Source organism: Streptomyces sp. NPDC057302 (assembly GCF_042667685.1).
In the GTDB taxonomy this organism is placed as follows: domain Bacteria; phylum Actinomycetota; class Actinomycetes; order Streptomycetales; family Streptomycetaceae; genus Streptomyces.
In genome coordinates this window covers 18,363-43,126 of the sequence record NZ_JBHUZJ010000001.1, presented here as the reverse complement: position 1 = coordinate 43,126, position 24,764 = coordinate 18,363, and the positions used below count along the sequence as shown (strand labels likewise).

At 71.8% G+C, this 24,764-nt stretch carries 18 protein-coding genes; 4 read left to right on the top strand and 14 right to left on the bottom strand.

Features of this window, described 5'->3' with window-relative positions; genetic code table 11:
- Window positions 1-119: 119 nt before the first annotated feature.
- The 8 genes from ACFUPX_RS00175 to ACFUPX_RS00140 all read right to left on the bottom strand — a co-directional run bounded on the left by ACFUPX_RS00175 (window position 120) and on the right by ACFUPX_RS00140 (window position 9,360).
- The gene (locus ACFUPX_RS00175; protein WP_383313423.1) at window positions 120-620 is read right to left on the bottom strand and encodes a hypothetical protein; all 501 of its coding nucleotides are present in this window, start codon (window positions 618-620) and stop codon (window positions 120-122) included.
- A gap of 84 nt (window positions 621-704) precedes the next feature.
- Window positions 705-3,608 (bottom strand): ATP-binding protein, encoded by a 2,904-nt coding sequence (locus tag ACFUPX_RS00170; protein ID WP_383313421.1) that lies wholly within the window; start codon window positions 3,606-3,608, stop codon window positions 705-707.
- A gap of 168 nt (window positions 3,609-3,776) precedes the next feature.
- Window positions 3,777-4,637, bottom strand: a complete 861-nt coding sequence (locus ACFUPX_RS00165; protein WP_383313419.1) for a universal stress protein — start codon at window positions 4,635-4,637, stop codon at window positions 3,777-3,779.
- A 202-nt stretch (window positions 4,638-4,839) separates the two neighbouring features.
- Window positions 4,840-5,103 carry a DUF397 domain-containing protein gene (locus ACFUPX_RS00160; protein WP_383313417.1) on the bottom strand — a complete coding sequence of 88 codons (264 nt, stop codon included), beginning with the start codon at window positions 5,101-5,103 and terminating at the stop codon, window positions 4,840-4,842.
- A 107-nt stretch (window positions 5,104-5,210) separates the two neighbouring features.
- Window positions 5,211-6,377, bottom strand: a complete 1,167-nt coding sequence (locus ACFUPX_RS00155; protein WP_383313883.1) for a thiolase domain-containing protein — start codon at window positions 6,375-6,377, stop codon at window positions 5,211-5,213.
- Window positions 6,378-6,385: 8 nt separating this feature from the next.
- The gene (locus tag ACFUPX_RS00150; RefSeq protein ID WP_383313415.1) at window positions 6,386-7,474 is read right to left on the bottom strand and encodes a thiolase domain-containing protein; all 1,089 of its coding nucleotides are present in this window, start codon (window positions 7,472-7,474) and stop codon (window positions 6,386-6,388) included.
- Window positions 7,475-8,437, bottom strand: coding sequence for a Zn-ribbon domain-containing OB-fold protein (locus tag ACFUPX_RS00145; RefSeq protein ID WP_383313413.1), 963 nt, complete (start codon window positions 8,435-8,437; stop codon window positions 7,475-7,477). It abuts the gene before it with no gap.
- 107 nt (window positions 8,438-8,544) lie between these two features.
- Entirely contained in the window at window positions 8,545-9,360 is an 816-nt protein-coding gene (locus ACFUPX_RS00140; RefSeq protein ID WP_383313411.1) for a crotonase/enoyl-CoA hydratase family protein, read from the bottom strand.
- Window positions 9,361-9,574: 214 nt separating this feature from the next.
- On the opposite strand from ACFUPX_RS00140, the gene ACFUPX_RS00135 reads away from it, so the two are divergent.
- Complete coding sequence (locus ACFUPX_RS00135) at window positions 9,575-11,188, top strand: acyl-CoA synthetase (protein ID WP_383313410.1); 1,614 nt, start codon at window positions 9,575-9,577, stop codon at window positions 11,186-11,188.
- A gap of 112 nt (window positions 11,189-11,300) precedes the next feature.
- Here the strand turns inward: ACFUPX_RS00135 and aroQ are convergent, their stop codons facing one another.
- On the bottom strand, window positions 11,301-11,942 hold the full coding sequence (gene aroQ, locus ACFUPX_RS00130) for a gamma subclass chorismate mutase AroQ (protein WP_383313408.1): 642 nt from the start codon (window positions 11,940-11,942) through the stop codon (window positions 11,301-11,303).
- 27 nt (window positions 11,943-11,969) lie between these two features.
- Complete coding sequence (locus ACFUPX_RS00125; protein WP_383313406.1) at window positions 11,970-12,815, bottom strand: alpha/beta fold hydrolase; 846 nt, start codon at window positions 12,813-12,815, stop codon at window positions 11,970-11,972.
- A gap of 177 nt (window positions 12,816-12,992) precedes the next feature.
- Between ACFUPX_RS00125 and paaK the strand changes: the two genes are divergently transcribed.
- Window positions 12,993-14,279: a phenylacetate--CoA ligase PaaK gene (gene paaK / locus ACFUPX_RS00120; RefSeq protein WP_383313404.1), complete on the top strand. Its 1,287-nt coding sequence runs from the start codon at window positions 12,993-12,995 to the stop codon at window positions 14,277-14,279.
- A 22-nt stretch (window positions 14,280-14,301) separates the two neighbouring features.
- Here the strand turns inward: paaK and ACFUPX_RS00115 are convergent, their stop codons facing one another.
- Window positions 14,302-15,801 (bottom strand): acyl-CoA synthetase, encoded by a 1,500-nt coding sequence (locus ACFUPX_RS00115; RefSeq protein ID WP_383313402.1) that lies wholly within the window; start codon window positions 15,799-15,801, stop codon window positions 14,302-14,304.
- Window positions 15,802-15,940: 139 nt separating this feature from the next.
- Here ACFUPX_RS00115 and ACFUPX_RS00110 point away from each other — a divergent pair, with 139 nt between their 5' ends.
- Window positions 15,941-18,361 carry a penicillin acylase family protein gene (locus ACFUPX_RS00110; RefSeq protein ID WP_383313400.1) on the top strand — a complete coding sequence of 807 codons (2,421 nt, stop codon included), beginning with the start codon at window positions 15,941-15,943 and terminating at the stop codon, window positions 18,359-18,361.
- 74 nt (window positions 18,362-18,435) lie between these two features.
- Here the strand turns inward: ACFUPX_RS00110 and ACFUPX_RS00105 are convergent, their stop codons facing one another.
- Complete coding sequence (locus ACFUPX_RS00105; protein ID WP_383313880.1) at window positions 18,436-19,992, bottom strand: acyl-CoA synthetase; 1,557 nt, start codon at window positions 19,990-19,992, stop codon at window positions 18,436-18,438.
- Window positions 19,993-20,059: 67 nt separating this feature from the next.
- Window positions 20,060-21,163, bottom strand: coding sequence for an NAD(P)H-dependent flavin oxidoreductase (locus tag ACFUPX_RS00100; RefSeq protein ID WP_383313398.1), 1,104 nt, complete (start codon window positions 21,161-21,163; stop codon window positions 20,060-20,062).
- A gap of 175 nt (window positions 21,164-21,338) precedes the next feature.
- On the opposite strand from ACFUPX_RS00100, the gene ACFUPX_RS00095 reads away from it, so the two are divergent.
- A complete protein-coding gene (locus ACFUPX_RS00095) occupies window positions 21,339-23,150 on the top strand; it encodes a serine hydrolase (protein ID WP_383313396.1) in 1,812 nt (603 codons plus the stop codon).
- A 24-nt stretch (window positions 23,151-23,174) separates the two neighbouring features.
- On the opposite strand, the gene ACFUPX_RS00090 is transcribed toward ACFUPX_RS00095, so the two are convergent.
- Window positions 23,175-24,725, bottom strand: coding sequence for a phytoene desaturase family protein (locus ACFUPX_RS00090; protein ID WP_383313394.1), 1,551 nt, complete (start codon window positions 24,723-24,725; stop codon window positions 23,175-23,177).
- Window positions 24,726-24,764 lie beyond the last annotated feature (39 nt).

Below are 24,764 nucleotides of genomic sequence, written 5' to 3'. Positions count from 1 at the left end.
ATCCCGGGAGTCATGACCGGTCACGTTAAAAGTCCGATGACTGGCCTGGCAAGGCACATGACAAAACCCACCCCTCAGGCAGCGGGGTGGGCAGGTGTCCTTCGGTGGTCCGGGGTGTCTCAGCCCTGCTGGAAGAGCTCGGCGGGCAGCGGCTTCAGGAGCGCGTACAGATCGTCGGTGATCGGCCGGTCCCAGGCGGCGATGGTGACCAGGACGCCGTCGCTGCGGTCGAACTGCACGCAGGAGATGCGGGTTTCGGAGAGCTTGAGGCGGCGCACGATGAGGAGGTTGTCGCCCTGCATCACCGGCATGTCCTCGGTGGTGACGACGGTGACCTCCTCGTCGTTCTCCAGCGCGAGCAGCAGCTGGGCCACCTCGAAGGGCACCTCGTCGTCGCCGATCTCGCGCGCCGGGGAGCCCTCGGGCAGATTGCCGATGATCATCGCGGGGCCGCGGCCGCCGAAGAGGTCGTAGCGCAGGAAGACGCCCTGACAGCTGCCGTCGGGGGCGGGCAGCAGGCCCGCGCCGAGGTTGCCGGGCCAGTCACCCGGGTCCATGGCGAGGACATCGAAGTCCGGCCCTGCGGGAGTGGCGGAGCTGCGGCGGCGGAGGAAGGACATGCGCCAATGGTACGTGTCCCGCGGTGCTTGTCGGCGCGGGGGCGGCGCCGGTCCGCGCGGGGCGGCCACGGGGCGGTCCCGCGTTCAGCGCGAGGTCAGCGGGGGTGGTGGGACGCCGAGCGCGGCGGCGAGACCGGAGTGATCCGTTCCCACTTTCCGGTAGACGGCGGACAGCAGCCGGACGACGGTCGCCTCGTCCGTGTGCAGCTCCTCGGCGACGCGGGCGGCCGGCTCGCCGCGGACGGTGAGCGCCGCGGCGGAGCGCTCGCGCGCGGTGAGCGTGTCCGTCTCGGTGCTGTGCAGCAGCCGGGGGCGCAGCCCGGCCGCCGCCAGCTCCTCGCGGGCCCGCTCGACCAAGCCGTCCGCGCCGCACTGGACGGCCGCTTCGAGCCCGCGGTACAGCGGGTCGGCGGCATCTTTGGAGCGGCCCGCGCGGCGCAGTTCGGCGCCCAGGCAGACCAGCGCGACCGCGAGTTCGTACGCCGCGGGCGAGCGCTCCAGGTGGCTGACGGACTCCTCCAGGAGTTTGATGCGCGCGGAGCCCGGCGCGACCTCGGCGGTGATCCGCAGCGCCTGCCCGATCGCCGAGGCGGTGGCGAACCTGCGGGCGCGCCGGAGCGCTTCGTACGCGGTGGCGAGGGCGCGCTCGGGCGCGTCGTCGGCTTCGGCGAGGGCGAGGTGGAGCTGCCAGGGACACCAGGCGGGGTTGCGCATGCCGCGCGGGTCGAGGCGGCGGCCCGCGGCGGCGAGTTCGGCCGCCGCGTCCTTGGTGAGTCCGCGGGCCAGGAGCAGTTCGCCGTGCACGGCCTGCGCGTCGGGGAAGACCACGGCCGAGGGGAAGGGCTCCCCGAAGTCGTACTCCTCGGCGGTGCGGGTGGCCTCGGCGACGCGGCCGCGGGCCAGCAGGATCTCGATGAGGATGCCGACCGCGTACCAGTGCGCGGGCGTGCCCGGCCCCACCCGCTCGGCGATCCGCAGCCCGGCGCGCACGAAGTCCTCGGCTTCGGCGAGGCGTCCGCGCCGGAAACGTACGTACGCGAGAAGGGTGTACGCGAAGGACAGGTGGGCGCCGCGCCAGCCCTGGCGCTCGAAGTCGGCGATCCCGGCGGCGAAGAGTTCCTCGGCCCGGCCGGGACGGTCGGCGTACAGGAAGGTGAGCGCGACCAGGACGGGGACCTCGAAGCCCCGGTCCTCCTCGGCCCAGCCGAGCCCGCCGACCAGGGCGCGCTCGGCGTGCCGGACGGCGGCCTCGGCGGGTTCGGCGCGCAGGGTCGCATCCCAGGCGCGGAGCCCGATGATGTACCGCTCGGTGAGATCGCGGCCGGGCAGCCGGTCGGCGAGGCGGGCCAGGCGGCGGGAGCGGGCGGGCGAGTCCGGCTCCTCGGCCCGGAAGGCGTCCCACATGAACTGCTCGGCCTGCATCCGGATCCGCACCCGTGGCTCGGTGGTCACCCGGATCTCGCGGGCGAGGGTGTCGGAGGCCTCGCCCAGGCGGTCGGAGTGGGCGAGGACCTGGGAGAGGCGGTAGACGATGCCGTTGCGCAGGACGGGGTCGGTGATGGGCTCTTCGAGCGCCGCGCGCAGGTGGTTGACGGTCGTCGCCGGTTCGGTCAGGTGGGACGCGCAGCCGAGTTCGAAGAGGACCGCGGCGCGGTCCTCCCAGGGCGGGGGTTCGCGCAGGGCGCGGGCGAGATAGCGGCGGGCCGCGTCGGGTGCGCCGGCGCGGACGGTTTCGCGGGCGGCGGCGCGCAGTTGCTGCACGACCCAGGTGTCGCCGTCGGGGTGGACTTCGAGGAGATGGCGGGCGGCGGCGGAGGCGCCGAGCCCCGCGTTGACCACGGACCAGGCGGCCTGCCCGTGCAGGGCGACACGCACGCCCGCGGGGATGGCGCGGTAGACGGCGGTGGCGATCAGCGGGTGCACGAACTCCAGGGTGTGGGCGCCGGTCAGGACCCGGGCTTGGCGCAGCCGGTCCGCGCAGTCGGCGGCCTCCCGCTCGCCGATGCCCGCGACGGTGGCGGCGAGCGCCGGGGGGACCGAGATGCCAAGGACGGCGCAGGCCCAGGCGAACCGGACGGTGGAGGTGCCGAGCCGCTCCATGCGGGCGACGAGACCGCTGCCTTTCACGGCCGCGGCGAGATCGCGCAGCAGATGCGCGCCCGCCTCGTCGGGAGTGAGGCCGCGGTCGTGCACTTTCGCGGTCAGTTCCACGGCTTCGAACGGGTTGCCCGCGGTGACCGCCCAGCATTCACGGCAGAACGCGTCGTCGGCACGGGCACCGAGCGCGTCGCGTACGAGGCGGGCGACGGCGGTGGCGCTGAGCGGTTCGAGCCCGATGGGCCGCTGCCCGGCCCGCCCCGGCAGCCCCCTGAACTCCTCGGCATGGGCGGGCAGTTCCTCGGGCCGGTAGGCCACCACGAGCAGCAGCGGCAGGGCTTCGGCCCGGGGCGCGAAGGCGGAGAGCCAGCTCAGCGACTCGGCGTCGGCCCAGTGCGCGTCGTCGATCACGACCACCAACGGGGCACGCTGCACGGCGAGATGGGTGAGCACCCAGTCGAGCCCGTCCCGCAGACCCTGCGGGTCGGGCGGCGAGCCGTCCAGCGGGGCGCAGAGCCCGAGCGCCGGGCCGACGATGGCGTACCAACTGCCGAGGACGTCCCGCAGCTCCGCCTCGGGCACGGAGGCGAGCAACGGCTGCACCAACTGGCGTGCCACGTGAAAAGCGACCCGCTGCTCCTGGTCGCCGCCGCGGGCCGAGGTGACCGTGCAGCCCTTCGCGGCGGCGCGCCGGCGCGCCTCGGCGAGGAGGGAGGTCTTGCCGAGGCCGGCGCGCCCCGCGAAGGCGATGAGCGCTCCCCGGGGTCTGTCCGGGGGCTCGGAGCCGTCCCGCGACAGACCGCACAGTTCACTCAACGCCTCGTCCACTGCGGCGAGTTCACTTTCCCGCTCGAAGAGGGGACGCTTGCCGTGGGTGACGTGATGCACCATGGGACACCCCCCGCCACGGTGGTGCGCCGGGCGCTTCCTGCTGCGCGTGCCTTGCCCTTCGGACACTTCAGATTACGCCCGCGGGGCCCGCCGGGAGCCGATTCGGCCACAGCAGTGCGGTTGGCCGTGACACCCACTTCGGACGAAGGGTGTGCGCGCTCCCCGGAGCTACCGCGGCCCCGAAGGCACCACGGCCACCGCGCTCTTCGCGTGCAGCAGCACCGCGTTGGTCACCGAACCCATCAGCCTTCCCAGCGGCATCCGGCTCTGGTGCCGGCCCACCACCACGAGCTGCGCCTCCCCCGACGCCTCCACCAGGAGCGCCGCCGCGTCCCCGGGCAGGATCTCCCTCTCCACGCTCACCTTGGGGTACCGCTCCCGGAAGGGCGCCAGCTGCTCGCCCGCGAGTTCCGTGTACCGTGCCGCGGTCGCCGCGTCCGCTTCCGCCGAGGTCACGAAGTCGCCGGTGGCCGTGTAGACGAGTACGGGTCCGGGATAGGCGCAGACGACGCGCAGGACCGCGCCCCGCAGCGCCGCCTCCGCGAAGGCGAAGGCGATCGTTTCGTCGTGCGGGGAGAAGGTGTCGAGCCCGAGCACCACCCGCGGCGCGGCGCCCGCCGCGCGCTCGTCGCCCGGCTTCACCACCACCACGGGGCACGCGGCCTCCCGCGCGCTCGCGAGCCCCTTCGAGCCGAGCAGCAGACTGGCGAAGCCGCCGCGCCCGCGTGATCCGAGCACCAGCAGCCGCGCCCCGTCGCCGAGCCTGGGAACGTCCCGCCCGGGGGCGCCCTCCACGACGGCGAAGTCCAGGGGAGGCAGCTCGGGGCGCCGCTCAAGCGCCCGGCGCGTGCGGTCGATGACCGGGTCGGCGTCGAGCCGGTGGTCGATGGTCGGCATGTGCGGACCATCGGCCAGCGGCATCGCGTACTGCCGCACGTGCACGATGCGCAGCGGCGCCTTCCGCAGCCGCGCGGCGGTCAGGGCCCATTCCAGGGCGTGGTCGCTGCCCGCCGAACCGTCGACGGCCACCACAACAGGTTCAACGGGCGGGGCGCCACGCATGGCTTCCTCGTCTCCGGCGCAAGGCCAAGGTCGACCGGGCTCTGCTTTCGGCCCCAGCCTCGTCCAGCGGACGGGCCGGGGACAGAGTCCAAAGTCACCAGGTCAGCACGGCGAGGGCCGTGAGCGGTCGCGACAGCCGGAGACGAGGGTCCACAACGCCCCACACGGCCTACGTCAGATCGAACTCCCCCGCACGCGCGCCGTGCACGAATGCTCCCCACTCCGCGGGAGTGAAGATCAGGGAAGGGCTCTCGGGCCGCCCCGAGTTGCGCATCGCGATGAATCCTTCGACAAAGGCGATCTCCACATCACCCCGCCCCTCGCTGCCCGATTGCCAGTCCGCTGTGCTGAGGTCGAGCTCCGGCTTGTCCCAGCCCGCGAGCGGGCGCTGCTGACCTGCGAGCGGATGCTGCTGAATGGTGCCTTCGGCCACGTCCGTGCTCCTCCCGATGCGTCGTCCGCCCGCCAGCCTAGCTTTCGGTTCCGGTGCCGGACAGGCCGCGGAGGCAGGACGCCCACCCGTCCGGCACGGCACACCCGTCACGTCGTGGGCGGCTCCGCGCCGACCAGCCACATGGAGAAGAACTGCGAGCCGCCCCCGTACGCATGTCCGAGTGCCCGGCGGGCCCCGTCGATCTGGTGCTCGCCGGCCTGACCGCGCACCTGCAGTGCCGCTTCGGCGAAGCGGATCATGCCCGAGGCGCCGATGGGGTTGGTCGACAGGACGCCGCCCGACATGTTGACGGGCAGATCGCCGTCCAGCTCCGTCACGCCCGACTCGGTCAGCTTCCAACCCTCGCCCTCCGCGGCGAAGCCCAGGTTCTCCAGCCACATCGGCTCGTACCAGGAGAACGGCACGTACATCTCCACGGCGTCGATCTCGCGCCGCGGGTCGGAGATCCCCGCCTGCCGGTAGACGTCGGCCGCGCAGTCCTTGCCCGCCTGCGGGGAGACGAAGTCCTTGCCCGCGTGGAGAGTCGGTTCGCTGCGCATCGCGCCGCCGTGCATCCAGGCGGGCGGCCGGGGCGAACGGGCCGCTCCCGTACGGTCGGTGAGGATCATCGCGCAGGCCCCGTCGGAGGACGGGCAGGTCTCGGAGTAGCGGATCGGGTCCCAGAGCATCGGGGATGCCTGGACCTTCTCCAGGGTGATGTCCTGCTCGTGCAGGTGGGCGTAAGGGTTCTTCAGGGCGTTGCGGCGGTCCTTGTACGCGACGAGCGAGCCGACCGTGTCGGGGGCGCCGGTGCGCCGCATGTACGCACGCACGTGCGGGGCGAAGAAGCCGCCCGCGCCCGCGAGGAGCGGCTGCTGGAACGGGACGGGGAGGGAGAGCCCCCACATCGCGTTGGATTCCGACTGCTTTTCGAAGGCGAGGGTGAGCACGGTGCCGTGGACGCGGCCCGCGATCAGGTTCGACGCGACCAGAGCCGTGGACCCGCCGACGGAGCCCGCCGTGTGGACGCGCAGCATCGGTTTGCCCACCGCGCCGAGCGCGTCGGCGAGGTACAGCTCGGGCATCATGACGCCCTCGAAGAAGTCGGGGGCCTTGCCGATGACCACGGCGTCGATGTCGGCCCACGTCAACTCGGCGTCCGCGAGCGCCGCTTGGGCCGCCTCGCGGACGAGTCCCGCGATCGAGACGTCCCGCCGGGCGGCGACGTGCTTGGTCTGGCCGATCCCGACGACGGCCACGGGCTCCTTGCCCACCCCACTCATCACGAATCTCCTTCGAGGACGGCGACCAGGTTCTGCTGGAGGCAGGGACCGGATGTGGCATGCGCGAGGGCCCGGTCCGACTCGCCCCGGTGGATGCGGGCGGCGGCCTCACCGAGCCGGATCAGACCGGCGGCCATGACGGGGTTCGCGGCGAGCGCGCCCCCGGAGGGGTTCACCGCCACGTCGTCGCCCAGCTTCAGCGCCTTGCACAGGACGACTTCCTGGGAGGTGAACGGCGCGTGCAACTCGGCGGTGTCCACGGGCCGTTCGAAGGCGCCGGCGCGCTCGGCGGCCAGACGGCTGGAGGGCGAGTCGGTGAGGTCGCGCACGCCGAGGCTGTGCGCCTCGACGCGGTGGTCGATCCCGCGGATCCACGCGGGCCGCTCGCACAGCTCACGGGCCCGCTCCCCCGCCGCGAGGATCACGGCGGCGGCCCCGTCCCCGATGGGCGGGCAGTCACCGGTGCGCAGAGGACGTACGACGTAGTCCCCCTGCGGAACCGAACCGCTCAGCTGTGCGTGCGGGTTGGCTGACGCGTCTCCTCGGCTGCGCGCGGCGACCCCGGCGAGCGCGGGCTCGTCGGCCTCCCCCGCGTCGATCAGGGCCTGCGCCTGGAGCGCGGCCAGGGCGACCGAGTCGGGCCAGAGCGGCGCCACGTAGTACGGGTCGAGCTGCCGGGTCAGCACGTCGCGCACCGATCCGGGGGACGACTTGCCGTAGGAGTACACCAGCGCGGTGTCGGCCTCGCCGGTCAGCAGCTTGGTCCACGCCTCGTACAGCGCCCAGGCCCCGTCCATCTCGACGTGCGACTCGGAGATCGGCGGCCAGGCGCCCACCCCGTCGAGCGCCATCGTGAAGGAGAAGGCGCGTCCGGCGAGATAGTCCGACGAGCCGGAGCAGGTGAAGCCGATGTCGCTGGTCTTGAGGCCGGTGGCGGCCAGGACCTGGTGCAGGACGGGCATGAGCATCTCCACCTCGGAGAGCTCGTCGGTGGAGCGCAGATGGTCGGTCTGCCCGAAGGCCACGATGGCGATGTCCCGGACGGGCCGCATCACGGACGGCTTCCCGGAGGGCTTCGCGGACGGCATCTACACCAGCTCCTTGTACGTGTCGTAGTCGGCGTCCGGCTCGCCCGTGGGCCGGTAGTGATCGGGGAAGCGGGCGCCCTCGGTCCACACCGGCTCGACGCGCAGGCCCATCCGCACCTGGTCGTAGGGGATGCCCGCGATGCGGGAGTGCAGGGCCAGGTCGGCGCCGTCGAGGGCGATGTGCGCGTAGACGTAGGGCACTTCGATGTCGAGGTTCTTCGCCTTGATGTTGACGATGCAGTACGTGGTGACGGTGCCGCGCGGCCCGACCTCCACCCGCTCGGTCGTGGCGACGCCGCAGGTGGGGCAGGCGCCGCGCGGCGGGACGTAGACCTTGTGGCAGGAGGGGCAGCGTTCGCCGACGGTCTTCTGGTCGGAGAGCGCCTTGATGTAGGCGGTCTGGGCGCGGCCCGGCGCGTAGACGTAGTCGAGGCGCGCGTGGGCGACGATGCCGGTCACGGGCTCGTCGAACACCCCGTCGTGCGGCCCGGCCGCACCACCCTGCGCCGCACCCTCGTACGCCTCGAAGCAGGCGATGTCGGTGATGGCGCCGGTGCGTTCGGCGGCCCAGCGGATCCGCACGCGCATGCCGGTCCTGACCGCGTCGGGGCCCGGCGCGTCCAGGGCGTGCAGCAGGGCGGTGTCGGCGCCGTCGAGCTGCACCAGGACCCAGGCGAAGGGCTGCGCGAGCGGCTGCCCCCTGCGGGGTTCGTGGTTCCAGGCCCAGGTGGTGACGGTGCCGGTGGCACCGACCTCGACCAGGTCGCGGATCTCGTCGGCGGTGACGGGGTCGTACTCGACGGGCGGGACGAGCGTGCGCCCGTCGGTGGTCTTGACCCCGAGCACGGTGCGCTCGCGCAGCCCGGTGAGAAAGGCACTCTGCACGGGCCCGAGGGAACGGGTGAAGGGGAACTCGACGACGAGAGGGGCACGCAGTACGTCGGGCGAGGGAGCGGATGCCATGAGCAGAACTCCGTTTCTGAGCTGAGCGATGGGAGCGGCGGGGCGCCCCGAAAGGGGCGCGGGAAACTGCGCGACCAGCCACGACGGACCCGCAGCCGGGACACGACCTACGCCCGCCGGAACACCGGGTCCCGCTTCTCCGCAAAGGCTCGGGAGCCCTCCTTCGCGTCGGCCGTGTCGAAGACGGGCCACCCCCGCTTCAGCTCGGCCGCAAGGCCGTCCGCCTCGGACATCTCCGCGGCCTCGTAGACGGACGCCTTGACCGCCTCCACGGCGAGCGGCCCGCACGCGTTGATCTGCTCGGCGATGACGAGGGCCCTCTCCAGCGCGGTGCCGTCCGGGACGACGTGGCCGACGAGGCCGATCGACGCGGCCTCGGCCGCCGAGTAGGGGCGCCCGGTGAGCAGCATCTCCAGGGCGTGCGTACGGGGGATCTGGCGCGGGAGGCGGACGGTAGAACCGCCGATGGGGAACAGGCCGCGCTTGACCTCGAAGAGGCCGAAGGTCGCGGACTCGCCCGCCACCCGGATGTCCGTGCCCTGGAGGATCTCCGTGCCACCGGCGACGCAGTACCCCTCGACCGCCGCGATGACGGGTTTGCGGGGGCGGTGGTGGCGCAGCATCGCCTTCCAGTGCAGATCGGGATCGGCTTTCATGCGGTCGCGGTACCGCTCGCCGTCCATCCCCTTGCCCGCGAGGGCCTTGAGGTCCATTCCGGCGCAGAACGCGCCGCCCGCCCCGGTGAGCACGACCGAGCGGATCGCGTCGTCCTCGTCGGCGGCCACCCACCCGTCGTAGAGGCCCACCAGCATCGGCAGCGAGAGCGCGTTCTTCGCCTCCGGCCGGTTGAGCGTGAGTATCAGTGTGGCGCCTTCGCGCTGCACAGCGAGATGTTCCGTCCCCAAGTGTTCCGTCCCACCCATAGCCGTGCTCCTTCTCGTAACGGCTCATCAACGGCCGGCCTGCGTCGACCACCTGCTGTCGGCTTCGGACCTGGAACAGGTTGCAGTAGGCGGGGAGCCAGTTCAATAGTTTTCTGACAGTCAGTCAGATTTCTTCAACGGGCACCCTTCCCACTTGTGGGTGCCTCTGCTCTGATGACCGCCAGAAGAGATGACGCCGGGGTCAGGAGGAGCGGTGGAGTACAACCTTGCCGACCTGTTCGAGTCGGTCGTCGACGTGGTCCCCGACCGCGAGGCGCTCGTGTACATCGATCACCCCGGCACCGGGGCGGAACGCAGGCTGACGTACGCCGAGCTCGACCGGGCCGCCAATCGCCTCGCGCACCATCTGATCGACAGCGGCCTCAAGCCCGGCGAGCATCTGGGGCTCCACCTCTACAACGGCGTCGAGTACCTCCAGACCGTGCTCGCCTGCCTCAAGGCACGCCTGGTTCCGGTGAACGTCAATTACCGTTACGTGGAAGAGGAGTTGGTCTACCTCTACCGCGACGCGGATCTCGCCGCCCTCGTCTTCGACGCGGAGTTCACCGAGCGGGTCTCGGCCGCGATGCCGCGTACGGAGAAGCTGCGGCATCTGGTGCGGGTGGGGACCCCGCCGGCCGACGCTCCCGCGCTCGACGTGGTGGCCTTCGCGCAGGCGGAGGCGGCGGGTTCGCCGGAGCGCGGGTTCGCGGCGCGCTCGGCCGACGACCTGTTCATCATCTACACCGGTGGCACCACGGGCATGCCCAAGGGCGTCATGTGGCGCCAGGAGGACCTGTTCTTCGCCGGGCTCTTCGGCGGTGAACCCGCGGGCGAGCCGGTGAAGCGCCCCGAGGAACTGGCGGAGCGGGTCGCCGCGGGCGGCCCCGGCATCACGTTCTTCCCCGCTCCCCCGCTGATGCACGGCACGTCGACGCTGACATCGTTCATCGCCTTCAACTACGGCCAGCGGGTGGCCATCCACCGCAAGTACGTCCCCGAAGAGGTGCTCCGCACCATCGAGCGGGAGAAGGTCTCCAGCGTGTCGCTGGTGGGCGACGCGATGCTCAGGCCCCTCATCGACGCCCTGCACGGCCCGCTCAAGGGCACCGACCTGTCGTCCTTGTTCAGCGTCTCGTCATCGGGCGCGATCATGTCGGAGACGGTCCGCGCGCAGTTCCAGGAACTGGCGCCGAACGTCCTGCTCCTGAACAACTTCGGCTCCTCGGAGTCCGGTTCCAACGGCAAGGCGACGGACGACTCGGGCCCGGAGAAGGGCTTCCGCCTGGAGGTCAACGAACGTACGCAGGTGGTCGATCTGGTCACCCTCGACCCGGTGGCGGTGGGCGTGCCGGGCCGGCTGGCCCAGCGCGGCCATGTGCCGCTCGGCTACTACAACGACCCGGCGAAGACCGCCGAGACCTTCTTCCAGAAGGGCGACGAGCGCTGGGTGCTGCTCGGCGACATGGCGACGGTCGACGAGGAGGGCATAGTCACCGTCCTGGGACGCGGCTCGCAGTGCATCAACACCGGTGGCGAGAAGGTGTATCCGGAGGAGGTCGAGCAGGCGCTGAAGTCCCATCCGGACGTGTACGACGCGCTGGTCGCCGGGGTCCCCGACGAACGCTGGGGCAACCGAGTCGCCGCCGTGGTCCAACTCCGCGAAGGCGCACCCTCCTTGGACCTCGAATCCATCCAGACCCACTGCCGCACACGCCTCGCCGGCTACAAGATCCCCCGAGCCGTGGTCTTCACCACCGAGATCCAACGCTCACCGAGCGGCAAGGCGGACTACCGCTGGGCGAAGTCGGTGGCGGCGGGGGGCTGATTGCGGGGGCGGCACGAACGGTGGGCACGGCGCGACCGGTGGGCACGGCACGAACGGTGGGCACGACGCGACCGGTGGGCACGGCACCCACGCCGACCACCCACCCGAACCGTCAAGCCGCGCAGACGGATGCCAGTGCCCGCCCCAGGCCCACCGTGTGCAGCACATCAAGCCGCCGCTCGCCCCGAACCCGTACACCCGCCACAGCGAGCACCCCCCGGCAGGACGCCGCGGCCCGCGCGCCCGGAGACTCGGCGATCCCCCGAACCAGCAACCGGTTCACCCGGTTGATCTCCTCCCGGACCTCCCCGAGATCAGGCCGCTCCCCGGGCCCCGGCGCCTGCGAAGGATGCGCGTCCCACCGGCGGTGCAACTCCCGCTGCACCACCTTGTTCGCCTCGATCTGGTCCCGGAAGATCCGCACGGTCGCCTCGGGATCCGCACCCACCTCCCGCGCCTGCCGCGCGACGTCGTCGAGGACCTGCTTCTCGCGGGCGGGGTCGTCGATGGGACTGCCCGTGCCGTACTTCGCGGCAGCGACAAGATCGGCCGTGGCCAGCCGCCGCGCCGCGAGATCGGCCAGCGTGTGAAGCCGGGCGTAGGACCCGGCAGAGGCGTCGGCCGAAGCACCCGCGGACGGCCGCGCCGGGGCCGCAGCGACAGCGCCCCCGCTCCCGCTCCCGCTCCCGGCCAGCAGAGCCACGCTCACGGCCCCGGCGGTGAACAGACGCCCCGCGTACGAGGTAAGACGCACGATGTTCTCCTCAGTAGACCGAAAGACCTAGTCCTGCGCCAGGAATCCCGCCACGCGCCGAGCGAACCACTCCGGATCGTCCAGCCACGGGAAGTGCCCGCCGCCGGGCTGCACTTGACGCACCCCGCGCGGGAAGAACCCGGCGAACTCCTGCGCGTGCGCGGGGTTGGGCGCCCCGTCGTACTCACCGGCGAGGACCAGCACCGGCGCCGCAAGAGCGGCCAGGGCGGCGCGCGTGGCGGGCGGGTCGAACGCGCCGTCGCCGTAGAACAGGGCGGCGGCCCCGGCGTTCTTCTCCCTCGCGCTCGCCGCCTGGTGCGCCCGCGCCGCGTCGTCCCAGCGCCCGTAGGCGAGGGGCACGATCGCGTCCCACACCTCAAGGGGGCTGCGTCCGGCTTCGATCTCCTTCAGGGCGGCCTCGGCGGCGGGGTACCAGGGCTCGCCCTGGTGGGCGAGGGCGGCATCGAGGTGATCCCGTGCGCCCAGGGTCAGGCCAAGGGACTGGGTGGCCGGAGCGATCAGGACGAGGCGGCGGATCCGCTTCGGGTGGCGGGCCGCGTACAGCGCGGCGATGCTGCCCGCCGCCGAATGGCCGAGCAGGTCCACCTCGTCGAGGCCCAGGTGCTCGCGCAGCGCCTCGACGTCGTCCACGAGCCGGTCACAGCGGTACGTCGACGGGTCGGCCGGCTCGGCGGAGTCGCCCGTGCCGCGCAGGTCGAGCAGGATCAGACGGCGGTGCGCCGTCAGGCCGCCGAGATCGCCGAGGTAGGCGGAGGCGCGCATGGGGCCGCCCGGCACACAGAGCAGCGGCTCGCCGTCCCCCTTCTCGTGGTAAGCGAGCTCGGTCCCGTCGTATGCGGTGAATGTCGGCATGGGGGTGATCATCACATCTCGCGCCGCACCCGGACAATGCCGTTCGGCCGCAGCGCCCCAGCTGGGGGCGGCCCTGTGCGATCTCTTGACGGCCGCCCCCGGGGCTGGATTACTGACCTGGACAGAAGATCGACGACCGAATGATCGGTCGCCCGTTTGGGACGGGAGAACCTCCATATGACGGCCATGCTGGACGCGGCGGAGCGCCTCGGGCGCGAGGAGCTGGAGGCGCTCCAGCTGGAGCGCCTCCAGGACACCTTGCTGCACGCCTACGAGAACGTGCCCTTCTACCGGGCGGCGTTCGACAAGGCGGGCCTGCGCCCCGACGACTGCCGTACGCTCGCCGACCTCGCCCGCTTCCCGTTCACGGCCAAGGCCGATCTGCGGGACAACTACCCCTTCGGGATGTTCGCGGTCGAGCAGTCCGAGGTGCGGCGCCTGCACGCGTCCAGCGGCACGACGGGGCGGCCGACGGTGGTCGGCTACACGGAGCAGGACCTGTCGATGTGGGCGGACGTCGTCGCCCGTTCGATCCGCGCGGCGGGCGGCCGTCCCGGGCACAAGGTCCATGTGGCGTACGGCTACGGCCTGTTCACCGGCGGCCTCGGCGCGCACTACGGAGCCGAGCGGCTCGGCTGTACGGTGATTCCCGCGTCCGGCGGCATGACCGCGCGCCAGGTCCAGCTGATCCAGGACTTCCGCCCCGAGATCATCATGGTGACCCCTTCGTACATGCTGACGCTCCTGGAGGAGTTCGAGCGCCAGGGCGTCGACCCGCGCACGACGTCCCTGAAGGTCGGCATCTTCGGCGCCGAGCCGTGGACGCAGGAGATGCGCCGCGAGATCGAGGAGCGGTTCGCGATCGACGCGGTCGACATATACGGGCTCTCCGAGGTCATCGGCCCCGGTGTCGCCCAGGAGTGCGTGGAGACCAAGGACGGCCTGCACATCTGGGAGGACCACTTCTATCCGGAGGTGGTGGACCCGGTCACCGGTGCGGTGCTCCCGGACGGCGAGCGCGGCGAGCTGGTCTTCACCTCCCTCACCAAGGAGGCCATGCCCGTCATCCGCTACCGCACCCGGGACCTGACCCGCCTCCTGCCCGGCACCGCGCGGACCTTCCGCCGGATGGAGAAGGTCACGGGCCGCACGGACGACATGGTGATCCTGCGGGGCGTGAACCTCTTCCCCACGCAGGTGGAGGAGATCGTCCTGCGGACGCCGGGCATCGCCCCGCACTTCCAGCTGCGCCTGACCCGCGAGGGCCGCATGGACGCGCTGACGGTCCGGGCAGAGTCCCGCGCGGACACGACTCCCGAGCGGCGCGATGCCGCGGCCCGGGAGATCGCGTCGGCGGTGAAGGACGGCATCGGCGTCTCGGTGGCGGTCGAGATCGTCGATCCGGAGACGATCGAGCGGTCGGTGGGGAAGTTCAAGCGGATCGTGGACCTTCGCGACAAGTAAGGCCCATGACTCCGAGCAAGTCCTACGACCCGCTGAAGCGGTCCCGCAGCTCCCGCTTGAGGATCTTCCCGCTCGCGTTGCGCGGCAGCTCGTCCACGAAGAGGACCCGTTTGGGCGCCTTGAAGTGGGCGAGCTTCTCGCGTGCGTGCGCGATGAGTTCGGCTTCGGTGACGTCTCCATCGCGTACGACGACGGCGGTGACCGCCTCGATCCAGCGCTCGTCCGGCAGCCCGATCACGGCCGTCTCCGCGACCCGCTCGTGGGTGTAGAGCGCGTCCTCGACCTGGCGCGACGCGACGAGGACACCGCCGGAGTTGATGACGTCCTTCACCCGGTCGACGACCGTGAAGTAGCCCTCCTCGTCCCGCACGGCGAGGTCCCCGGAGTGGAACCACCCGTCACGGAACGCCTCCTTGGTCTCCTCGGGCTTGTCCCAGTAGCCCTCGCACAACTGCGGTGAGCGGTAGACGACTTCGCCCTGCGTGCCGTCGGGCACCTCGGCGCCGCTCTCGTCGACGACCCGGGCCTCGACGAACAGGACCGGGCGCCCGCAGGAGTCCAGCCGCCCCTCGTGCTCGCCGGGCCCGAGGACCGTGGCGAGCGGGCCGATCTCGCTCTGCCCGAAGCAGTTGTAGAACCCGAGCGACGGCAGCCGTTCGCGCAGCCGCTCCAGGACGGGGACGGGCATGATCGACGCCCCGTAGTAGGCCTTGCGCAGGGCGCCGAGGTCACGGGTGGCGAAGCCGGGGTGGTTCGAGAGGCCGATCCACACGGTGGGCGGCGCGAAGAGGCTGTCGGCGCGGCCCGCCTCGACGAGGTCGAAGATCCGCTCGGCGTCGGGCGCGTCGATGATGGTGTTCTCGGCGCCCACCGCGAGGTAGGGCAGCAGGAAGACGTGCATCTGCGCCGAGTGGTAGAGCGGCAGGGAGTGGACGGGCTTGTCCGTCTCCTTGAGGTCCAGGGCGGTGATGGCGCTGACGTACTCGTGCACGAGGGCGCGGTGGCTCATCATGGCGCCCTTTGGGAGGGCAGTTGTACCGGAGGTGTACAGCAGCTGGGCCAAGTCGCCCTCGCCGGGCTCCTCCCCGTCGTACGCAGGCGTCGCCGCGAGCCGCGACAGGAGGGAGTCGTCCGCGTCACGCAGGGTGAGCACGCGGACGTCGCCGGGAAGGCGCCCGGCGAGATCCGGGTCGGCGAGGACGAGGGAACTGCCCGACTGGGCCACGATGTACGCCAAGTCGTCGCCGACGAGGTTCTGGTTGACCGGCACATGGACCAGGCCCGCCCGTGAGCAGGCCAGGAAGCCGATGAGGTAGGCGTCCGAGTTGTGGGCGTAGGCGCCGACGCGGTCGCCGTGGCCGAGCCCTTCGGTGCGCAGCAGCCGGGCCGCGCGCGAGACCGCGTCGTCCAACTCCGCGTACGTCCAGGCGCGCTCGCCGTAGCGTAGAGCCACTCGCTCCGGCACGCGTCGCGCGCTCCGCCGAAGTACCCCGTCGACCGTATTGCCGCGTACACCCGTCATGGCGTGATCCTGTGCCGCGTGCGACTCGGGGGTCAAGGCTCCGGACGGGCCGCGAACTGGTCCGTTTCGGTACTCGATCAAGTGACATACCGATTGGTATGCTCAACCGCCCTTTCTCCAAGCGCAGTTGGGAGGCACCATGCGTACCCGTACAAGACGCCTGACGGCCCTCGGCATCAGCCTGTTGACGGCCACGGCCCTCTTGCCGTCGTCCGGCGCCGGCGCGGCACAGGCGCGCGACGCCCACCCGTCGGGCGGCGGTCTCTCCGCGACCGTCCGCTACACCCAGTACGGCATTCCGCACATCCTCGCCAAGGACTACGAGAACCTCGGCTTCGGCACCGGATGGGCGCAGGCCGCCGACCAGGTCTGCACCCTGGCCGAGGGGTACATGACCCTGCGCGGGGAGCGGTCGCGCTACTTCGGCCCTGAGGGCAAGCCGGACGGTTCGCTGTCCTCGGCGACCACGAACCTCGCGAGCGACCTCTATTTCGGCGGCGTCCGCGACACGCGCACGGTGGAGAAGCTGCTCGACGAGCCCGCTCCGGCAGGTCCCAGCCGCACGTCGAAGAAGCTGATGCACGGCTTCGCGGCGGGCTACAACGCCTGGCTGAAGCAGAACCGCGTCACCGATCCGGCCTGCAAGAAGGCCAAGTGGCTGCGCCCGATCACCGCCCTGGACGTGGCCAGGCAGGGCTTCGCCGTCCAGGTCCTCGGCGGTCAGGGCCGCGGCATCGACGGCATCACCGCCGCGCAGCCGCCGGCCGCGACCGCGCCGGACCGCGACCGCGCACCCGACCCGGCGCGCACCGCGAAGGAGGCACGCAAGCTCTTCTCGGCCGACGAGGCCGTCATGGGCTCCAACGCCGTCGCCTTCAGCGGGAAGACGACCGCGAACGGCAAGGGACTGCTGCTGGGCAACCCGCACTACCCCTGGCAGGGTGGCCGCCGCTTCTGGCAGTCGCAGCAGACCATCCCCGGCGAGCTGAACGTCTCGGGCGGTTCGCTGATCGGCACGAGCGTCGTCAACATCGGTTTCAACGGCGATGTGGCGTGGAGCCACACGGTGGCGACCGGCGTGACCCTCAACCTGCATCAGCTGACCCTGGATCCGGCCGATCCGACCACCTATCTGGTGGACGGCAAGCCGGAGAAGATGACGAAGCGGACGGTCGAGGTGCCGGTCAAGGACGGCGCTCCGGTGACCCGCACCCAGTGGTGGACCCGGTACGGTCCGGTCACCACCGGCCTCAGCGCGCAGCTGCCGCTGCCGTGGTCCGCGAAGACGGCGTACGCCCTGAACGACCCCAACGCCAGGAACATGCGCGGCAGCGACACCGACCTCGGCTTCGGCAAGGCCCGCTCCACCGACGGCGTGCTGAAGGCGCTGCGCGACACCCAGGGTCTTCCGTGGGTCAACACCGTCGCCGCGGACCGCAAGGGCCACTCGCTGCTCAGCCAGTCGCAGGTGCTGCCCCGCATCACCGACGACCTGGCCAAGCGCTGCTCCACCGACCTGGGGAAGGTGACGTATCCGGCGTCGGGCGTGGCCGTACTCGACGGGTCACGCGGTGACTGCGCCATCGGCTCGGACAAGGACGCCGTGCAACCCGGCGTCTTCGGCCCGTCGAAGATGCCCACCCTCAAGGACGCCCCGTACGCGGAGAACTCCAACGACAGCGCGTGGCTCACCAACGCGGACCGGCCGCTCACGGGGTACGAGCGGATCTTCGGGACGATCGGTACGCAGCGCTCCATGCGCACGCGCGGTGCCGTCGAGGACCTCGCGGCGATGGCGAAGGAAGGCGGCCTGACGGTCAAGGACCTCCAGAAGCAGCAGTTCGCGAACCGGGCGCCCGCGGGCGATCTGGCCGCCGACGACGCCGCACGCGCGTGTGCCGCGCTGCCCGGGGGCACGGCGACCGGCAGCGACGGCAAGGCGGTCGACGTGCGCGAGGCCTGTGACGTCCTCAAGGCCTGGGACCACAGCATGAACACGGACAGCAGGGGCGCGCTGCTCTTCGACCGCTTCTGGCGGGGGCTCCTGGCCGCCGTGCCGAACGCCCAGCTGTGGAAGGTGCCGTTCTCCGCCGCCGACCCGGTGCGCACCCCGAACACCCTCAACACGGGCGCGCCGGGCTTCAGGACCGCGCTCGCCGACGCGGTGGGCGAGCTGCGCGGCGCCGGCATCGCGCTGAACGCGCCGCTGGGCAAGAACCAGTTCGTCGAACGCGGCTCGCAGCGGCTTCCCGTCCACGGCGGCACGGAGTCGATCGGCGTGTGGAACAAGGTCGAGCCGGTCTGGGACGCGAAGGGCGGCGGCTACACCGAGGTCGCGCACGGTTCCAGCCACATCCAGGCGGTCGGCTGGGACAAGAGCAGCTGCCCGAAGGCGCGCACGCTCCTGACCTACTCGCAGTCGTCGAACCCGAACTCGCCGCACTACCGCGATCAGACGCGGTTGTACTCCGATGAGCGCTGGGTCACCTCGCGGTTCTGCGAGAAGGACATTCGGCGTGATCCGGGGCTGAAGGTGGTGAAGGTCCGCCAGCACGGCTGAGGATTCGCGCCGCGTCAGCCGAAAGAGGCAACAGGGGCACCCCGCGTCCTGCCCGACGCGGGGTGCCCCTCCCTCTACACCGCGCGCTCGCGTCCCTCCCAGTACGGCTCACGCAAACGTCGCTTGTACAGCTTGCCGTTCGGGTCTCGTGGCATGGTCTCGATGAAGTCGACGCTCTTGGGGCGTTTGTAGCCCGCGAGTTGGCGCTCGCAGTGGCCGAGGATGTCCGCCGCCAGGGCCTCGCCCGCCGTGTGGCCCTCCGCGACCTCCACGACCGCCTTGACCTGCTCGCCCCACTCGTCGTGCGGGATGCCGAACGCCGCGGCGTCCGCGACGGCGGGGTGGGTGAGCAGCGCGGACTCGATCTCGGCGGGGTAGATGTTGACCCCGCCCGAGATGATCATGTCGATCTTGCGGTCGCGCAGGTAGAGGTAGCCGTCCTCGTCCAGGTAGCCGAGGTCGCCGACCGTGAAGAAGTCGCCGATGCGGTTCTTCTTCGTCTTGGACTCGTCCTTGTGGTACGAGAATCCGCCGGTGCTCATCTTCATGTAGACGGTGCCCAGTTCACCGGGCGGCAGGCGGTTGGCGTCGTCGTCGAAGACGGCGAGTTCGCTGATGGGCCAGGCCTTTCCGACCGTGCCCGGCCGCTTCAGCCAGTCCTGCGCGGTGGCGAAGGCGCCGCCGCCCTCACTGGCCGCGTAGTACTCCTCGACGCACTCGCCCCACCACTCGATCATCGCCCGCTTGACGTGGTCGGGGCAGGGCGCGGCGCCGTGGATGGCGTGCCGCATCGACGACACGTCGTACGCGGCCTTCGTCGCGTCCGGCAGGGCGAGCAGGCGGTGGAACTGGGTCGGCACCATGTGCGTGTGCGTGCACTTGTACGTGTCGATGAGGCGGAGCATCTCCTCGGGCGTCCACTTGTCCATCAGGACCAGCGGGTGGCCGATGTGCAGGGCCGCGCCCGCGAATTGGAGGACCGCCGTGTGGTAGAGCGGCGAGCAGACGAGGTGCACGTTGCCGTCGAAGGGCTTGACGCCGAAGATGCCGAGGAAGCCGCCGAGGTAGGCCTCCTCGGGGAGCTTGCCGGACAGGGGGCGCCGGATGCCGCGCGGGCGGCCCGTGGTGCCCGAGGTGTAGTTCATGACCCAGCCGAGGGTGCGCTCGTCGGGCACGGACTCCGGCTGCCCGGCGAGGAGTTCGGCGTAGGGACGGAAGCCCGCCACATCGCCCACGGAGTACCGGTGCGTGGCCGGGAGCTTCGCCTCGTCGGCGGCGGCGGTCGCCGCCTGCCCGAAGCGCTCGTGCGCGATGAGCACCTTCGCTCCGGAGTCGGCGACGATCCAGGCGATCTCGGGTCCGACCAGATGATGGTTGACCGGGACGAGATAGAGCCCGGCCTGGGAGGCCGCCAGGTACGCGGTGAGGAACTCGACGCCGTTGGGCAGGACGGCGGCGAAGGCGTCGCCGCGTTCGAGGCCCGCGGCGCGCAGCCCGTGGACGAGTTGGTTGGTCGCCGCGTACAGGCGCCGCGCGGTCCACTCCTCGCCGTCGGGCGCGGTCAGGACCGTGCGGTCCGGGTCCGCTTCGGCCTGCGCCCAGAAGCCGTTGGGGGGCGTGCTGCCCGGCATGCTGCTCATAAGGACCTCTCCTCCGTCGTCTCGTCCGTGGCGTCCGGTCGTCAGTCGCGTCCGGTCGTCAGTCGCGTCCGGCAATGCGGTTCACGCGGTCGATGGCGCGCTCGAAACCGCGGGTCAGGTCGTCGAAGACGGCCTGGACGCTTCGTTCGCTGTTCATCCGGCCGACGATCTGCCCGACGGGCGTGCCGAGCAGCGCCTGGACCTCGTACTTCTGGATGCGCGAGACCGCCTCGGCGACCAGGAGCCCTTGCAGCGGCATGGGCAGCGTGCCGGGGCCGCTCGGGTCGTCCCAGGCGTCGGTCCATTCGGTGCGCAGCTGACGTGCGGGCTTGCCCGTCAGCGCGCGCGAGCGGACCGTGTCGCCCGAGCCCGCCGCCAGGAGCTTCTCGGTGAGCGCCCGCGAGTGCATGTCGGCCTCCGTCGTGGTGAGCCAGAGGGAGCCGAGCCACACGCCCTGCGCGCCGAGCGCGAACGCGGCCGCGATCTGCTCCCCGCTGCCGATGCCGCCGGCCGCCAGGACCGGCAGCGGCGCGACCGCCTCGACGGCTTCGGGCGTAAGGACCATGGAGGCGATCTCGCCGGTGTGACCGCCCGCCTCGTAGCCCTGCGCGACGACGATGTCGATGCCCGCGTCCGCGTGCTTCCGCGCGTGCCGGGCGCTGCCCGCCAGGGCGGCGACGAGGACGTCCTGGTCGTGGGCGCGCCGGATCACGTCGGCGGGCGGCGAGCCGAGCGCGTTGGCGAGCAGCTTGATCGGGTAGCCGAAGGCGACGTCGAGCTGGTTGCGGGCGACCTGCTCCATCCAGCCGGTGATGCGCCAGCCGGAGGCTTCGCCTTCGGCCAGTTCGGGTACGCCGTACTTGCCGAGAGTGTCCTTGACGAACTGCCGGTGGCTTTCGGGGATCATGGCCTCGACGTCGGCCTCGCTCACCCCTTCGATTTTCTTCGCGGGCATCACGACATCGAGTCCGTAGGGCCGGTCGTCGACGTGCTCCTGCATCCAGTCGAGATCCCGGGCCAGCTCGTCGGGCGCCGTGTAGCGGACCGCGCCGAGCACACCGAATCCGCCCGCCCTGCTGATGGCGGCCGCCACCGCCGGGAAGGGCGTGAAGCCGAAGATGGCGTGCTCGATCCCCAGTTTCCTGCTCAGGTCTGTCTGCATGGGCGCAGGATGCCGCAGCCGTCCGGACGACGGAAGAGATTTTCTGATGCAGTGTCAGATCTTTGCCGGGCGCCCGCGGTTGACAGGATCAGGTGCTGACATGAAAGTTTCAGCAGTCCCTTGTGATCCCGAAAGATAATTTCAGTGCAGGAGAGTTTCAGGAGGGGGCACGGTCATGGCCGAGGACAACGGGGCGGCGGACAGAGCGGCCGGTGACGGCCTCAGCAGACGCCAACTGGGCGCGCGGGCGATCGCGTTGGGCGGGGCCCTGGCCCTGGTGCCGTTCCCCGCGGGCCCCGCCGCGGCGGCGGAGGGTTCCGCGGGCGGCGCCGGGCATCCGACGCTGCGCCCCGGCACTCCCGAGCGGGCCGGACTGCTCGCCGGCCATCTGCGGCAACTGGTGGTCGACGCCGAGCAGTTCCTCGGTCCCTCACCGAAGCACCCCTGGTACGCGGGCGCCGTCCTGCTCGCGGGCCGCGGCGGCACGGTCGCGCTGCACCGGCCGATCGGCAAGGCGGTGCGCTACGCCTCGTACGACGAGAAGACCGACACCGGCGTCGAGCTGCCGGCCGACCGGCAGATCGCGATGGCCAAGGACACGGTCTTCGACCTCGCCTCCGTCTCCAAGCTGTTCACCTCGCTGCTCGCGGTGCAGCAGATCGAGCGGGGCACGCTGGAGCTGGAGGCCAAGGTCGCCTCGTACCTCCCCGATTTCGGGGGCGCGGGCAAGCAGGACATCACCGTCCGCCAGCTCCTCACCCACACCTCGGGGTTCCGTGCCTGGATCCCCCTCTACAAGGAGCCCACGCGCGAGGGTCAGCTGCGCCTCATCTGGCAGGAGGCGCCGCTCAACCCGCCGGGCACCAAGTACCTCTACTCGGACCTGAATCTGATCTCGCTCCAGCTGGTCCTCGAAGAGATCACGGGCCGCCGTCTGGACGCACTGCTCCACGACGAGATCACCGCTCCACTCGGGATGCACCGCACCCGCTACAACCCGCCCGCGTCCTGGCAGCCGAAGATCGCCGCCACCGAGGACGCCCGCCCGCCCTGGTCGGGCCTCGACCGCGGGATGGTGTGGGGCGAGGTGCACGACGAGAACGCCTTCGGCTTCGGCGGGGTCGCCGGACACGCGGGCGTCTTCTCCTGCGCCTGGGACCTCGCGATCCTCGGCCGTACGCTCCTGAACGGCGGGGTCTACGGCCGCGCCCGCATCCTCTCCGCCGCGTCCGTGAAGCTGATGTTCACCGACTTCAACACCGCCTTCCCCGGCGACGAGCACGGCCTGGGCTTCGAGCTCTACCAGCACTGGTACATGGGCGCGATGGCGACACCGCGCACCGCGGGCCACACGGGATTCACCGGCACGTCCCTGGTCCTGGACCCGACGACCGACTCGTTCCTCGTCGTCCTCGGTAACTCGGTCCACCCGGTGCGCAGTTGGCGCTCGGGGTCGGCTCCCCGGGTGGCGGCGGCGAACCGCATGGCACGCGCCGTCGCGGTCCGTCCCGCGCGCGGGCGCACCGCGTGGTTCTCCGGCATGGCGAACGCGGCATCGGCCACCCTGACCCTGCCGCCGCTCACCCTCACCACGGGCCGGGCGCGGCTGCGGTGTTCGCTGTGGTGGGACACCGAGCCGGGCTCGGACCAGCTGCGCCTGGAGGCCTCGCGCGACGACGGCACGACGTGGCAGCCGGTGCCGTTCACGACGGAGCACCGGGGCTCGGATCCCCGCCTGCACGCCGACGGCACCGCGTCCGGCTGGTCGGGGCGCGTCTGGCACCGGCTGACCGCGGACCTCTCCGACCTGCGGGGCGAAGAGGTCCGGCTGCGCTGGCGGTACGCGACGGACCAGCTCTACGTGGGGCGCGGCGCGTACGCCGACGGGCTGCGGGTCGAGGACGGTGGCCGCACCGCCTTCGACGAGGCACGGCCCGCCGACGCCGCCCGCATCGAGGCGGTGGGCTGGACCCCGTCGGCCGACTGAAGACGGGTCATCGGATCCGCCGCCCTACTCCCCCAGCGCGGCCATGGCCGCGTTGTGCCCGGGGATGCCGCTGACCCCGCCGCCGCGCACGGCGCCCGCCCCGCACAACAGGACGTTCGCGTGCCGCGTCTCCACGCCCCAGCGGCCCGTGCCGTCCTGGGCGTAGGGGAAGGCCAGATCGCGGTGGAAGATGTTGCCGCCGGGCAGGCGCAGATCGCGTTGCAGGTCCAGCGGGGTCTTGGCCTCGATGCAGGGGCGCCCTTCGGCGTCCGTGGCCAGGCAGTCGGCGATCGGCTCGGCCAGGTGCGCGTCCAGCTGGGCCAGCGTCGACTTCAGCAGTTCGGCCCGTACGGCTTCGTTGTCGTGGGCGAAGAGCCTGGCGGGCGTGTGCAGTCCGAAGAGGGTGAGGGTCTGGCAGCCTCGCTCGACGAGTTCGGGGGCGAGGATGCTGGGGTCCGTCAGGGAGTGGCAGTAGATCTCGGAGGGTGGCGCTGCGGGCAGCTCACCGGCCGCGGCCTGCGCGTACGCGGTGGCCAGCTCCCCGTACCCCTCCCCGATGTGGAAGGTCCCCGCGAAGGCCTCGTACGGGTCGACCGAGGTGTCGCGCAGCCTCGGCAGCCGGTCGAGCAGCATGTTCACCTTGAGCTGGGCGCCTTCGGCCGGGGCGGGCGGTGTGTCGCCGACGAGGGCGGCGAGCTCCTGCGGCGAGGCGTTGACCAGGACGTGCCGGGCGGCGACGGTGGCTTCGCGCTCGGGCGTGCGGTAGGTGACCTCGGCGCTCTGCCCGTCCGACTCGATGCGGGTGACCTCGTGGCCCGTGGCGAGCTCGGCGCCCGCCGCGCGGGCCGCGGCGGCGAGGGCGCCGGTGAGCGCGCCCATGCCGCCGACGGGCACGTTCCAGTCGCCGGTGCCGCCGCCGATGACGTGGTAGAGGAAGCAGCGGTTCTGGCGCAGGGACGGGTCGTGGGCGTCGGCGAACGTCCCGATGAGGGCGTCGGTGAGCACCACCCCGCGCACCAGGTCGTCGTCGAACCGCTCCTCGATGGCGGCGCCGATGGGCTCCTCGAAGAGCGCGCGCCAGGCGGTTTCGTCACCGATCCGCTCGCGCAGCGCCTCGCGCGTGGGCAGCGGCTCGGTGAGCGTGGGGAACACCTCCTGGGCGACCTGCCCGGTCATCGCGTAGAACTCCCGCCACGCCTCGTACTCCCGCGGGCCGCCGGTGAGCCGCTCGAACGCCTCCCTGGTGCGCGCGTCGCCGCCGCCGACCAGCAGGCCCGCCGGGCTGCCGTCGCGCTCGGTCGGGGTGTAGGAGGAGACGGTGCGGGTGCGCACCCGGAAGTCCAGGTCGAGGTCCCGCACGATCTTCCGCGGCAGAAGGCTGACCAGGTACGAGTAGCGCGAGAGCCGGGCGTCCACCCCGGCGAAGGGGCGGCTGGACACGGCTGCGCCACCCGTGCCGGAGAGCCGCTCAAGGAGCAGGACGGAACGTCCGGCGCGGGCGAGGTAGGCGGCGGCGACGAGTCCGTTGTGACCACCGCCGACGATGACGGCGTCGTATCGATCGCGAGGAGGCATAGCTCTTGGTAGCACGAGAGCGCCCCGAAGGGGCGCGGG